The sequence below is a fragment of the Actinokineospora bangkokensis genome, assembly GCF_001940455.1.
Taxonomy (GTDB): domain Bacteria; phylum Actinomycetota; class Actinomycetes; order Mycobacteriales; family Pseudonocardiaceae; genus Actinokineospora; species Actinokineospora bangkokensis.
The window spans coordinates 369873-381845 of record NZ_MKQR01000009.1 but is presented as its reverse complement, the minus strand read 5'-3'; the positions used below and the strand labels follow the sequence as shown (position 1 = coordinate 381845).

The window sequence follows — 11973 nt, the reverse complement described above, 5'->3', positions numbered from 1 at the left end:
GTTGCAAGAACTACATGCCGCTGCTGCGCACGGCGCTCTACGCCCAGGGGGTCGACCTGTGGTGCGCCCCCACGGTGGACGACCGCGACGCCTGGCAGGCCACCATGCGCCACATCGCGCTGGAGGGCCGGTGCTTCGTCCTGGCCGCCGCGCAGCACCTGCGGCGGGACGCGCTGCCCGCGGACCTGCACCCGGTGCAGGGCGAGGCCCCGGACACCGTGCTGATCGGCGGCGGCTCGGTGATCGTCTCCCCGCTGGGCGAGGTGCTGGCGGGCCCGCTGCGCGACGGCGAGGGGGTGCTCGCCGCCGAGCTGGACCTCGACGACCTGGCCAGGGCGCGGTTCGACTTCGACGCCACCGGCCACTACGCCCGCCCGGACGTGTTCACCCTGGGGGTCGACCGGTCGGCGCGGGTGGGCGTCAGCGGTCGCTGAGCCAGGGCGCCGCCGCGGCGGACGGCACCGGGTGGAGGCGGTCGACGAGCCCGGCCGCCTCGATGGCGCGCCGGGCGGCGGGTCCCCCTGCCACCACCGCCCACGGCACCCCGGCGGTCTCGGCGTCGGCGGTCGCCTCCAGCAGCACGTGCAGCGCGGCCGCGGCGCACAGGGTGACCCCGCCGAGGTCGACGACCAGCGCCCGGGGACCGCGGGACAGCGCGTCGCGCAGGCCCACCCGCAGCCACCCGACCGCGGCCACGTCCAGGTCGCCGCGCAGCACCACCGTCGCCGCCCGCCCGTCCACCTCCGTGGTGAGCGCGTGCTCGGCCGGGTGCGGAACCGGTGTGCCCACGACCCACCCCCCGTTCGCCTCCGACGGGGTCAAGCCGACCAGCCCACGGCCGCCGGGGATAGTCCCCGGAGCGAACGCGGCGCACCGGAAAGCGAACCCGCCCGGGGCGGGTGGCGCGCCCGGTGGCAGGCTGGCCCGACGGCGGCGGGAGGAGACCCCGGTGGACCAGGTGCTGGAGACCTTCGACCGCGACTTCGCCGAGGCGCTGCTGTCGGAGCAGTACGCCGCCATGCGGATGTCCGGGACGGGCGCGCACCACGTGCGGATCGCCCAGGCGCAGCTGCCCGGGGCGAGGTTGGACTGGACCACGCTGGGGATGCGCGCCGACTTCGCCGTCGAGCCGATGGGGACGTACTGCCTCGGCAGCCTGCGCAGCGGCCGGGTCCGCTACCGCTACCGGAGCACCGAGGTGCTGCGCACGCGCGGCGAGCTGTTCCTGGTCGGCCACCCGGACGAGGCGATGGAGGTCGCGGTGGACCAGGTGGACGCCGACTGGGCCGTCCTCGACACCGCCCTGCTCGGCGCCGTCGCCCAACCCCGCTCGGACGCCGAGGGCCCGGTGCGCCTGCTCGACCGCTCCCCCACCTCCGCCGCGGCCGCCGCCGAGTGGTCCCGGGTGCGCGCCGCGGTGCGGGCGCTGGTCGACGGGACCCCGGGCGCGGCGCTGCCCGCGCTCGTGGCCGCCCAGGCCGCCCGCCTGCTGGCCGCCGCGACCCTCGCCGCGTTCCCGAGCACCGCGGTGGTCGAGCCCACCGCCGTCGACCGGCACGACGCGCACCCGGCGACCCTGCGCGCCGCGCTGGCGTTCATGGAGTCCCACGCCGACGTCGACCTCAGCGCCGCCGACATCGCCGCGGCCGCGTCGGTGACCGTCCGGGCCGTGCAGCTGGCCTTCCGCCGCCACCTGGGCACCACGCCGATGGCCCACCTGCGCCGGATCCGCCTGCACCACGCCCACGACGACCTGCGCCGCGGCGACCCCGGCGACACCGTCACCGCGGTCGCCGCCCGCTGGGGCTTCGCCCGGCCCAGCCGGTTCACCGCCCTCTACCGGGCGGAGTTCGGCGCGCCGCCGAGCGCGACCCTGCGCGGGCGCGCCGTGGGCTGATCGGCGGACTTGTCCGCCCGCACCCCGCCATGCAGGCTGGGGGCCGCCCGCTGTCCACGCCGAGATCACCGGAGGGTGACCATGTCCGACGCCACCGCGACCCACGAGGTGCCGGAGACCATGTGGTCCCCGACCGCCGAGCAGGCTGCGGGCAGCGCCGTCGCGGAGTTCGCCCGCTGGGTGCGCGACCAGCGCGGGGTGGAGCTGACCTCGGCCACCGGGCGGCCCGACACCGACTACGCCGCGCTGCACGCGTGGTCGGTCGCGGACCTGGAGGGCTTCTGGTCGGCGATCGCGGAGTTCTGCGGCGTGCGCTGGCACGAACGGCCCGAGCGGGTGCTGGGGTCGCGGGAGATGCCCGGCGCGCAGTGGTTCCCCGGCGGCACCCTCAACTACGCCGAGCACGCGTTGACCCCCGGCCCCGGCCGCGCCGACGACGACGTGGCGGTGGTGTTCGCCCGCGAGGACGGCCTGGAGCGCACCGTCACCCACCGCGAGCTGCGCGACCAGGTGGCCAGGGCCCGGGCGGGCCTGGTGGCCGCGGGCGTCGGCAAGGGCGACCGGGTGGTGGCCTTGGCGCCCAACTCGGTGGAGACCCTGGTGGTGTTCCTCGCGGCGGCCTCGCTGGGTGCCACCTGGTCGTCCTGCTCGCCGGACTTCGGCGTCCGCGCGGTGCGCGACCGCTTCGCCCAGGTGGAGCCGACGGTGCTGCTGGCGGTCGACGGCTACCGCTACGGCGGCAAGTCCTTCGACATCCTGCCCACCGTCTCCGCCCTGCGCGCCGAGCTGCCGACGCTGCGCGCGACCGTGCTCGTGCCCTACCTCGACCCGGGCGCGGAGCTGGCGGGGGCGACGCCCTGGGCCGAGTTCACCGCGCAGGCGGGCCCGTTGGAGTTCGAGCCGGTGCCGTTCGACCACCCGCTGTGGGTGCTCTACTCCTCGGGCACCACGGGCTTGCCCAAGGGCATCGTGCACGGCCACGGCGGCATCGTCGTCGAGCACCTCAAGGCGCTGCGCCTGCAGACCGACCTCGCCCCGGGCGACCGCTTCTTCTGGTTCTCCACGACCGGCTGGATGATGTGGAACTTCCTCATCGGCGGCCTGCTGGTCGGCGCGACCGTCGTGCTCTACGACGGCAGCCCCGGCCACCCGGACCTCGACGCGCTGTGGGCGCTGGCCGAGCGCCACCGGGTCACCGTCTTCGGCACCTCCGCCCCGTTCGTCCAGTCCTGCCTCAAGGCGGGGTTGCGGCCCCGCGACACCCACGACCTCACCGGCATGCGCGCCCTCGGCTCCACCGGCGCCCCGCTGTCCCCCGAGGGCTTCCGCTGGATCGCCGACGCGGCGGGCGAGCACATCCAGATCTGCTCGGTCTCCGGCGGCACGGACGTCTGCGCCGCGTTCCTGTGCTCCTCCCCCACCGTGCCGGTCTGGCTGGGCGAGCTGTCCGTGGCCGCCCTGGGCGCCGACGTCCACTCCTTCGACGAGGACGGCGCCGACCTGGTCGACGAGGTGGGCGAGCTGGTCATCACCCAGCCCATGCCGTCCATGCCCGTCCGGTTCTGGGACGACCCGGACGGCACCCGGCTGCGCGAGGCCTACTACGCGGACTACCCGGGGCTGTGGCGCCACGGCGACTGGGTCCGGGCCACCCCGCGCGGGTCGTTCGTGATCTACGGGCGCTCGGACTCCACGCTCAACCGCGGCGGGGTCCGGATGGGCACCGCCGACTTCTACGCGGTGGTCGAGGCGTTCGACGGCGTGGCCGACTCCCTGGTGATCGACACGACCGAGCTGGGGGCGAAGGACGAGGGCGCGCTGCTGTGCTTCCTCGTGCTGGCACCGGGGACGGCGCTGGAGGACGTGGAACCGCTGCTGCGCAAGGCGTTGCGGTCGGAGCTGTCGCCCCGGCACGTCCCGGACCGGTTCGTCGTGGTCGACTCGGTGCCCCGGACGCTGAACGGGAAGAAGTGCGAGGTGCCGGTGAAGAAGATCCTCGCCGGGGTGTCGCTGGAGAAGGCCGTGAGCCGGGACGCGTTGCAGGACCCCGGGTCCTTGCGGCCCTTCCTGGAGTTGGCCGGGCGCGTGTAGCGGCGCAGGCGCACCGGGCGGCGGTGGGTGCCGCCCGGTGCGCACCCTCCACAGGGGAGCGCGGCGTTCAGTCCCACAAGCGGTGGTAGGCGTTCACGGCCTGCTGGCCGCCCAGGTGCGCGTAGAGCACGGTCGAGTCCCGCCCGATCTCCCCGCTGGTCACCAGGTCGATCAGGCCCGCGAGGGACTTGCCCTCGTACACCGGGTCGGTGATCATCGCCTCCAGCTCGGCGCCGAGGGCGATCGCCGCCATCGTGGACTCCACCGGGATGCCGTACTGCTCGCCCGCCCAGCCCGCCAGCACCTGCACCTCGTCCGCGCGCAGCTCCCGCCCCAGCTCGATCAGCTCCGCGGTGTGCCGCGCGATGCGCTCGACCTGGTCCCGCGTCTTCTCCAGCGTCGCCGAGGCGTCGATGCCCAGGACGCGGCGGGGGACGCCGGTCAGGTCCTCCAGGGCGGCGAACCCGGCGATCATCCCCGCGTGGGTGGACCCGGTCACGGTGCAGACGACGATGGTGTCGAAGACGACGCCGAGCTCGCGCTCCTGCTCGGCGACCTCGAACGCCCAGTTGGCGAAGCCCAGGCCGCCCAGCGGGTGCTCGGAGGCGCCCGCGGGGATGGGGTAGGGCTTGCCGCCCGCCTCCTCGACCTCGCGCAGGGCGTCCTTCCACGAGTCGCGGATGCCGATGTCGAAGCCCGCCGGGTCCAGCCGCGTGTCGGCGCCCATCATGCGCGAGAGCAGCAGGTTGCCGACCTTGTCGTTCACCGGGTCGTCCCAGGGGACCCAGCGCTCCTGGACCAGGCGGCAGCGCAGGCCGAGGTGGGCGGCCACGGCGGCGACCTGGCGGGTGTGGTTGCTCTGGTAGCCGCCGATGGACACCAGCGTGTCCGCGCCGCTGGCCAGCACGTCGGGGACGATGTACTCCAGCTTGCGGACCTTGTTGCCGCCGTAGGCCAGGCCGCTGGCGACGTCCTCGCGCTTGGCCCAGACCTGGGCGCCGCCGAGGTGGGCGCTGAGCCTGCGCAGCGGGTGCACCGGGCTGGGCCCGAAGGTCAGCGGGTGGCGGGGGAACTCGGCGAGCCTCATCGGCGGTCCGTTCCGGTCAGGGGCGGGCGGGGGTCCCGCGCCGCCGGGTCGTCGAGGACCGAGGTGAGGTCCTTCCAGGTGTCGTGCGAGACCTCGGCGGCGGCGGCGTCCCCGGCCGCGCACAGCTCGACGAGGCGGTCGTGGCGCTCGACGCAGGCGCGGGCCTGCGCCGAGCCGAACCGCAGCAGCTCCAGGCGCCGCAGCACCGGGCCGTACTGCGCCAGCACCGCGCGCAGCGCGGCGTTCCCGCTGACCCGCACCGGGACGGCGTGGAAGTCGTCGTCGGCGGCCAGCGCGGCGTGCACGTCGCCCGCGGCCACCGCCGCGGCGAAGCGCCGGTTGGCCGCCCGCATCCGGTCGAGGTCGGCGGGCGAGAGCGCGGCGATGGCCTCCGCGACGGCGAGCCGGTGCATGGCGGCCACGACGGACTGGGCGTCGCGCACGGCGGCGTGGTCGAGCGGCGCGACGGTGGTGGAGCGGCCCGGCTCGGCGCGGACGAGCCCGGCCTCACCGAGCCGCAGCAGCGCTTCGCGCACCGGTGTCCGGCTCACCCCGAGCCAGGCGGCGAGCTCCTGGTCGCGCAGCTGCTCCCCCGGCTCGAAGGTGCAGTCGACGATGGCGTCGCGCAGCCGGGCGTAGACGTCCTCGCGCAGCAGCGCGCGGCGTATCGGGACGGACGTGCTCGGGACCGGCATGCAATATATTGCATGCGGCTGACGCGCAGAAGTCAAGCCCGAACGCGGATGAGCAGGCCCGCGGGCATGCGGACCTGCTCATCAGGGGACCGGGGTGGGGCGCGAGGCCCGCCGAGGCGCGCTCAGACGGGCCCCGCGGGTCCGCTCAGGCGCCGAACGCGCGCCGCAGGGTGGTGATCGCCTGGGTGATCGCGGCCTCGGCGGCCTGGGTCTCGCGCAGCGCGTTGACCATGACGAAGTCGTGGATCACGCCCTGGTAGCGCACGGCCGTGGTCGGCACGCCCGCGGCGCGCAGCTTCGCCGCGTACGCCTCGCCCTCGTCGCGCAGCACGTCGGCCTCACCGGTGATGACCAGCGCCGGGGGCAGGCCCGCGAGCTGCTCGGTGGTCGCCCGCAGCGGGGAGGCGGTGATCTCGGCGCGCTGCGCCTCGTCGGTGGTGTACTGGTCCCAGAACCACTGCATGCCCTCGCGGGCGAGGAAGTAGCCCTCGGCGAACAGGTGGTAGGACTCGGTGTCGAACGCCGCGTCGGTCACCGGGTAGAACAGCACCTGCGCCAGGAAGTCGACGTCGCCGCGCTCCTTGGCCATCAGCGTGAGCGCGGCGGTCATGTTGCCGCCCACCGAGTCGCCCGCGATGGCGATGCGCGAGGTGTCCAGGCCGTGCTCGGCGCCGTGCTCGACGGCCCACTTCGCCGCGGCGTAGTTCTCCTCGATGGCGACCGGGTAGCGGGCCTCGGGGGAACGGCTGTACTCGGGGAACACGACGGCGGCGCCGGTGCCCACGGCCAGTTCGCGCACCAGGCGCTCGTGGGTGTGGAAGTTGCCGAAGACCCAGCCCGCGCCGTGGATGTAGACCAGGACCGGCAGGTCGCCCTCGACGCCCCGCGGGCGGACGACGCGCACCTCCACCTCGCCGCTGGGCCCACCGGGGACCCGCAGCACCTCGACGTCGGCGGCGGGCATCTCGACCTCGCCGTCCTGCACGCCGTCGACGGCCTTGCGCCCTTCCTCCGGCGGCAGTTGGAACAGGTAGGGCGGCTCGTCGGTGGCCTCGGCGAAGGCCTGGGCGGCGGGTTCGAGGACCAGGTTCCGGGGGTTGGCGGTCATGGTGTGCTCCTCACGGTGGTGGCGCGTCCGACGAGGTCGAACCTAGTCGCCATTTGAGTTGTGCACAACCAAATCGCGTACGGCGTGGTGAGACGTCGAGCACGTGCCCGGGTGGTGGCGCGCCGGGCGACCGGATCGAGGACGGGTCAGACGGGGGTGTGGGCGGCCTCGGCCGGGTCGCCGTGCTCGCGCTCGGCGGTGCGCTCGCGCCTGCGGTCGAGCAGGCGCATCACCGGCGTCGCGGTGATCCCGTGCAGCAGCACCGAGCCCACGACGACCAGGCCGACGACCCGCCAGATGGTGCCCGGGTCGGAGAACTGGCCGTGGGTCAGCGCGTAGCCGACGTAGAACAGCGAGCCGACCCCGCGCACGCCGAAGAAGGAGATGACGACCCGCTCCCGCGGCCCGGTCTTGCCCCCGGCCAGGCCGACGACCCCGGCCAGCGGGCGCACGAGCAGCAGCACCGCGGCGGCGAAGCCGACCTCCACCCACCGCAGCCCGGCGAACAGGCCGGTGACGGCGGCGCCGCCGAGCAGGAAGACGACCAGCACGGTGAGCATCCGCTCGCCCTGCTCGACGTAGCTGTGCAGCACGCGGTGGTAGGTGCCCGCCCGCTCCCCCGCGCGCAGGGCGCACCCGCAGACGAACACCGCCACGAAGCCGTAACCGTGCGCGAACTCGGTGATGCCGTAGGTCAGGAACGTCGCGGCGAGCGCGACGAACCCCTCCGCGTAGGTCGCGAGCCGGAACCGCTCGGCGCGGGCGCCGAAGAACAGCTTGCGCAGCAGCCACCCCATCACCAGTCCCAGCGCGACGCCGATCGCCAGGCGCAGCGCCACGTCGACGCCGAGCCAGTGCGGCAGCCACGCCCCCGGCGCCACCCCCACCAGGCTGATCGCGATGGCGGCGTAGGTGAACGGGAAGGCCAGCCCGTCGTTGAGCCCGGCCTCGGAGGTCAGGGCGAAGCGGGCCTCGTCCTCGTCGCCGTCCTCCTCCCCCGCCGGTTCACCCACCTGCACCTCGGTGGCCAGCACGGGGTCGGTGGGGGCGAGCACGGCGGCGAGCAGCACCGCGCCCGCCACCCCGAAGCCCAGCACGCCCCAGCCGAGCAGGCCCACCGCCAGCATCGACAGCGGCATGGTGAGCCCCAGCAGCCGCCACGTGGTCGACCACCGCCGTCGGCCGACCGGGCGGTCGAGGGCCAGGCCCGCGCCCATCAGCGAGACGATCACGCACAGCTCGGTGAGCCGCCGGGCGGCGTCGGCGTGGGTGACCGGGTCGGGCGCGGGCAGGCCGTCGACGAGCCCGAACACCAGCGCGCCCGCGCCGAGGAACACCATCGGCATCGAGATCGGGATCCGGGACAGCGCGCGGGGCAGCACCGCCGCCGCCAGGGTGGCCGCTCCCGCCGCTGTGTACAACCACGGCCCGGCATCAGCCACCAGAGTCTCCTTCACCACTCGCGAGTGTCGGTGCTGATTACCCGGGGTCATCCGGTTCAACCTCCACCCAGGTCCCCTCCGGCCGCTTCGGCTGTCCACATTGACACGCAAGTGCGCACTTGCCTATCTTGGGCGCGTGGCGGACGTGTTCAAGGCGCTGGCCGACCCGACCCGCCGGGCGATCCTCGACGAGCTGTGCGAGCGCGACGACCAGACGCTGTTCGAGCTGTGCGCCCGGTTGTCGGGCAAGCACGGCCTCGGCTCGTCCCGGCAGGCGGTCTCGCAGCACCTGGACCTCCTGGAGCAGGTCGGGCTGGTGCGGACGCGGCGGGAGGGCCGCTACAAGTTCCACCGCGTCGACACCGCGCCGCTGCGGGCCATCACCGAGCGGTGGCCGACCGACCGACCACCGGCAGAGCCCACCGACCACCCGGTCGGGGACGAGAGGGAACCATGAGGATCTACATCACCAGCGTCTTCGTCGACGACCAGGAGCGCGCGCTGGCCTTCTACACCGATGTGCTGGGCTTCCAGAAGAAGGTCGACGTGCCGATCGGTGAGCGCGACCGGTGGTTGACCGTGGTGTCCCCGCACGACCCGGACGGGGTGGAGCTGCTGCTGGAGCCCAGCCACCACCCGGCCGTGGCGCCGTACCGGGAGGCGCTGGTCTCCGACGGCATCCCGCTGACCTCGTTCGAGGTCGACGACGTGCAGGCCGAGTTCGAGCGGCTGCGCGGCCTGGGCGTGCGGTTCACCCAGGAACCCCTGGCGATGGGCCCGGTCACCACCGCCGTCTTGGACGACACCTGCGGCAACCTCATCCAGATCGCTACCCGGCACTGACCGGACCACCCCGTCACACGGGAGTGGAGCCGGGGTGCGCCACAGCACCCCAGCTCCACTTCGGGATGTTTGCGCCCACCCGGCGAGCGCTCGTCCCGCGGGTGCACCACCGCGTCGGCGCCGCACCCGCGGGTCGCGGTCAGGCCGAGTCGGACACCGGCACGGCGTCGGCGGAGGACTTGGTGCGCTCGCGCTGGATGGCCATCCTGGCGAAGATCTGCTGCTCGGTGGCGATGCGCTCCGAGCGCGCCCGGCCGATGAACGTCACCGTCCAGTGCAGCAGGGTGGTGACCCGGTTCTTGAACCCGATCAGGTACACCAGGTGCACCGCCAGCCACATCAACCAGGCGATGAAGCCCGCGAGCCGGATCTTCGAGCCGACGCTGGCGACGGCGTGGAACCGGGAGACCGTGGCCATGTTGCCCTTGTCCCGGTAGTGGAACGGCGGCAGCTCGGGCTTGCCCGCCAGCCGGGCGGCGATGGTGCGCGCGGCGTACTTGCCCTGCTGCATGGCCACCTGCGCCACGCCGGGCAGGGGCTTGTCCATGGTCATCATGTCACCGACGGCGAAGACCTCGGGGTGGCCGGGCAGGGAGGTGTCGGGGTTGACCTTCACCCGGCCCGCCCGGTCGACCTCGGCCCCGGTCTGGTCCGCGAGCAGCCGCGCCAGCGGGGACGCCGCGACCCCGGCGGCCCAGACCTTCGTGCGCGCGGTGATGCGGCGCGGGCTGCCGTCGGGGTCGATCACGTCGACCCCGGTGGAGTCGACGCCGACGACCTTCACCCCGAGCTGCACGTCGACGCCCAGCCGCTCCAACTGCTGCTTGGCCTTGCGCGAGAGCTTGTCCCCGAACGGGCCGAGCACCGCGGGCGCGGCGTCGAGCAGGATGACCTTCGCGGAGGTGGACTCGATGCGGCGGAAGTCGCGCTGCAACGTGGTGCCCGCCAGCTCCGCGATCTGCCCGACCATCTCCACCCCGGTCGGGCCCGCGCCGACCACCACGAAGGTGAGCCACTGCTCGCGCTCGGCCGGGTCCTCCAGCACCTCCGCGATCTCGAAGGCGCCGAAGATCCGGCCGCGCAGCTCCAGCGCGTCGTCGATGCTCTTCATGCCGGGGGCGTACTCGGCGAACTGGTCGTTGCCGAAGTAGGACTGCCCGGCGCCCGCGGCGACGATGAGCGAGTCGTACGGGGTCGTGGTCTCCCCCACCGGCGTGCGCGAGACGACCACCTTGCGCTCGACGTCGATGTGGGTGACGTGTCCCAGCAGGACGGTCGCGTTGTCCTGCCTGCGCAGGATCTCCCGCGTGGCGGGCGCGATCTCGCCCTCGGACAGCACGCCGGTGGCCACCTGGTAGAGCAGCGGCTGGAACAGGTGGTGCCCGGTGCTGGCGATGAGGGTGACGTCCACCGGGGCCTTGCGCAGGTTCCGCGCGGCGAACAGCCCGCCGAACCCGCTGCCGATGATCACGACGCGGTGCCGCCCCCCTGCACCGCCGGCGGTCGCGTGCTCGGTCATCGTGGCCTCCCGTCGTCGTGGCACCCTCTGCGCCCGGTTCCGTCCTCACCCGGGGACCTACCCACCAACCACCCCGGCGACACGCGGGGCGGGCGTGTCCTTCGCTACCCCGTGCGCACAGCCCCGTGTGAACAGCGCTGCCCGGACGCGCCGGGTGCCCGGCGGCAGGCGGTGGGCGTCAGCCGCGCACCAGACCGAGGGCGAACAGGCTCTCGGCGGTGTCGACCACGGTGTCCGCCACCGGGCGCGGCTTCCACCCGAGCGCCTTGGCGCGGTCGTTGCGGAGGGTGAGCCGGGGCAGGTCGGCGCCCCCGTCCTGCTCGACGGGCGCCTTCGCGGCGCGCTCCCCCAGCCTGTCCCGCAGGATGGTCGCCACGTCGAGGAAGCTGGCCGTCGACCCGTCCGCGACGGCGAGGAACCGCTTGCCCGCCGCCTCCGGGGTGGTCATCACCCGCAGGTGCAGGTCCACCACGTCGCGCACGTCGACGATGCCGAACCGCCTGCCCGGGGCCAGCGGCATGCCGCCCTCCAGCATCTGCCGCACCAGGTGGGTGGACGACCTCAGGTCGGCGGTCAGCGTCGGCCCGAGGATAAAGGTGGGGTTGACCACCACCAGCTCCGTGCCGCCGTGCGCGTGCGCGAAGTCCCAGGCCGCGCGCTCCGCGACCGCCTTCGACCTCGGGTAGGGGGCCAGTCCCGGGGTGTCCGGGTCCGTCCAGTCGTCCTCGTCGTACTCGCCGCTGGCCTTCGGGGTGTAGCCGATGGCGGCGAACGACGAGGTCAGCACCACGCGCCGGGCCCCCGCGGCGGAGGCGGCGCGCAGCACCCGCAGCGTCCCCTCCCGCGCGGGGACGATCAGCTCGTCGGGGTCGTCGGGCTGGGCCAGCGGGATCGGTGAGGCGACGTGGTGCACCTCGGCGCACCCCGCCACCGCGGCGTCCCACCCGTCGTCGGCCAGCAGGTCGGCCGCCACCAGGGTCAGCCGCGCGTCGTCGGCGCCACCGCGGCGCACCGCCGCCCGCAGCTCGCCCTCCCGAGCGGTGGAGCGCACCGTCGTCCGCACCGACCGCCCCTCCCGCAGGAGCGCGGCGACCAGGTGGGTGGCCAGGTACCCGGAACCACCGGTGACCAGCACCGGGGCAGTCTCGTTCGTGTCCATGCCACGAGCGAACCAGCCCTCAAGCGCTTGAGGTCAACTCCCGCGCTGGGGGGGGAAGACGGCACCCGCCCGCCGCCGTCCACAGGGGACGGGGGCGGGCGGGTGCGGTGGGGACCGGTCGGCGGGCCGCTA

General features: G+C 74.4%; 12 protein-coding genes. 5 read left to right on the top strand and 7 right to left on the bottom strand.

Features of this window, described 5'->3' with window-relative positions:
• Positions 1-14 precede the first annotated feature (14 nt).
• On the top strand, positions 15-434 hold the full coding sequence (locus BJP25_RS09980) for a nitrilase-related carbon-nitrogen hydrolase (RefSeq protein WP_198943411.1): 420 nt from the start codon (positions 15-17) through the stop codon (positions 432-434).
• Here BJP25_RS09980 and BJP25_RS34070 read toward each other — a convergent pair.
• A complete protein-coding gene (locus BJP25_RS34070; protein WP_158075624.1) occupies positions 421-789 on the bottom strand; it encodes an STAS domain-containing protein in 369 nt (122 codons plus the stop codon). The two genes, BJP25_RS09980 and BJP25_RS34070, sit on opposite strands and share 14 nt — an antisense overlap.
• Positions 790-949: 160 nt before the next feature.
• Between BJP25_RS34070 and BJP25_RS09970 the strand changes: the two genes are divergently transcribed.
• Positions 950-1897, top strand: a complete 948-nt coding sequence (locus tag BJP25_RS09970; protein ID WP_075974542.1) for a helix-turn-helix domain-containing protein — start codon at positions 950-952, stop codon at positions 1895-1897.
• 81 nt (positions 1898-1978) lie between these two features.
• Positions 1979-3988, top strand: coding sequence for an acetoacetate--CoA ligase (locus BJP25_RS09965; protein WP_075974541.1), 2010 nt, complete (start codon positions 1979-1981; stop codon positions 3986-3988).
• Between the two features lie 67 nt (positions 3989-4055).
• On the opposite strand, the gene BJP25_RS09960 is transcribed toward BJP25_RS09965, so the two are convergent.
• The 4 genes from BJP25_RS09960 to BJP25_RS09945 all read right to left on the bottom strand — a co-directional run bounded on the left by BJP25_RS09960 (position 4056) and on the right by BJP25_RS09945 (position 8320).
• Positions 4056-5075, bottom strand: coding sequence for a 1-aminocyclopropane-1-carboxylate deaminase (locus BJP25_RS09960; protein WP_075974540.1), 1020 nt, complete (start codon positions 5073-5075; stop codon positions 4056-4058).
• Complete coding sequence (locus BJP25_RS09955) at positions 5072-5770, bottom strand: GntR family transcriptional regulator (protein ID WP_075974539.1); 699 nt, start codon at positions 5768-5770, stop codon at positions 5072-5074. Before BJP25_RS09955 ends, BJP25_RS09960 begins: the two co-directional genes overlap by 4 nt.
• 145 nt (positions 5771-5915) lie before the next feature.
• Complete coding sequence (locus tag BJP25_RS09950; RefSeq protein ID WP_075974538.1) at positions 5916-6878, bottom strand: alpha/beta hydrolase; 963 nt, start codon at positions 6876-6878, stop codon at positions 5916-5918.
• A gap of 146 nt (positions 6879-7024) precedes the next feature.
• Positions 7025-8320, bottom strand: a complete 1296-nt coding sequence (locus tag BJP25_RS09945; RefSeq protein WP_075974537.1) for a cation:proton antiporter — start codon at positions 8318-8320, stop codon at positions 7025-7027.
• Between the two features lie 136 nt (positions 8321-8456).
• Here BJP25_RS09945 and BJP25_RS09940 point away from each other — a divergent pair, with 136 nt between their 5' ends.
• The gene (locus tag BJP25_RS09940; RefSeq protein WP_075974536.1) at positions 8457-8777 is read left to right on the top strand and encodes an ArsR/SmtB family transcription factor; all 321 of its coding nucleotides are present in this window, start codon (positions 8457-8459) and stop codon (positions 8775-8777) included.
• Positions 8774-9163, top strand: coding sequence for a VOC family protein (locus BJP25_RS09935; RefSeq protein ID WP_075974535.1), 390 nt, complete (start codon positions 8774-8776; stop codon positions 9161-9163). Before BJP25_RS09940 ends, BJP25_RS09935 begins: the two co-directional genes overlap by 4 nt.
• A gap of 139 nt (positions 9164-9302) precedes the next feature.
• Here the strand turns inward: BJP25_RS09935 and BJP25_RS09930 are convergent, their stop codons facing one another.
• Together BJP25_RS09930 and BJP25_RS09925 are read right to left on the bottom strand one after the other, a co-directional pair.
• Positions 9303-10682, bottom strand: a complete 1380-nt coding sequence (locus BJP25_RS09930; RefSeq protein WP_075974534.1) for an NAD(P)/FAD-dependent oxidoreductase — start codon at positions 10680-10682, stop codon at positions 9303-9305.
• A gap of 178 nt (positions 10683-10860) precedes the next feature.
• Positions 10861-11841: an NAD-dependent epimerase/dehydratase family protein gene (locus tag BJP25_RS09925; protein WP_075974533.1), complete on the bottom strand. Its 981-nt coding sequence runs from the start codon at positions 11839-11841 to the stop codon at positions 10861-10863.
• Between the last annotated feature and the right edge of the window lie 132 nt (positions 11842-11973).

Excerpts from the sequence above, each read along its gene's own strand:
- BJP25_RS09955 (WP_075974539.1), bottom strand. The coding sequence starts at position 5,770 with ATGCCGGTCCCGAGCACGTCCGTCCCGATACGCCGCGCGCTGCTGCGC.
- BJP25_RS09930 (WP_075974534.1), bottom strand. The coding sequence starts at position 10,682 with ATGACCGAGCACGCGACCGCCGGCGGTGCAGGGGGGCGGCACCGCGTC.
- BJP25_RS09960 (WP_075974540.1), bottom strand. The coding sequence starts at position 5,075 with ATGAGGCTCGCCGAGTTCCCCCGCCACCCGCTGACCTTCGGGCCCAGC.
- BJP25_RS09935 (WP_075974535.1), top strand. The coding sequence starts at position 8,774 with ATGAGGATCTACATCACCAGCGTCTTCGTCGACGACCAGGAGCGCGCG.
- BJP25_RS09925 (WP_075974533.1), bottom strand. The coding sequence starts at position 11,841 with ATGGACACGAACGAGACTGCCCCGGTGCTGGTCACCGGTGGTTCCGGG.
- BJP25_RS09950 (WP_075974538.1), bottom strand. The coding sequence starts at position 6,878 with ATGACCGCCAACCCCCGGAACCTGGTCCTCGAACCCGCCGCCCAGGCC.
- BJP25_RS09965 (WP_075974541.1), top strand. The coding sequence starts at position 1,979 with ATGTCCGACGCCACCGCGACCCACGAGGTGCCGGAGACCATGTGGTCC.
- BJP25_RS09980 (WP_198943411.1), top strand. The coding sequence starts at position 15 with ATGCCGCTGCTGCGCACGGCGCTCTACGCCCAGGGGGTCGACCTGTGG.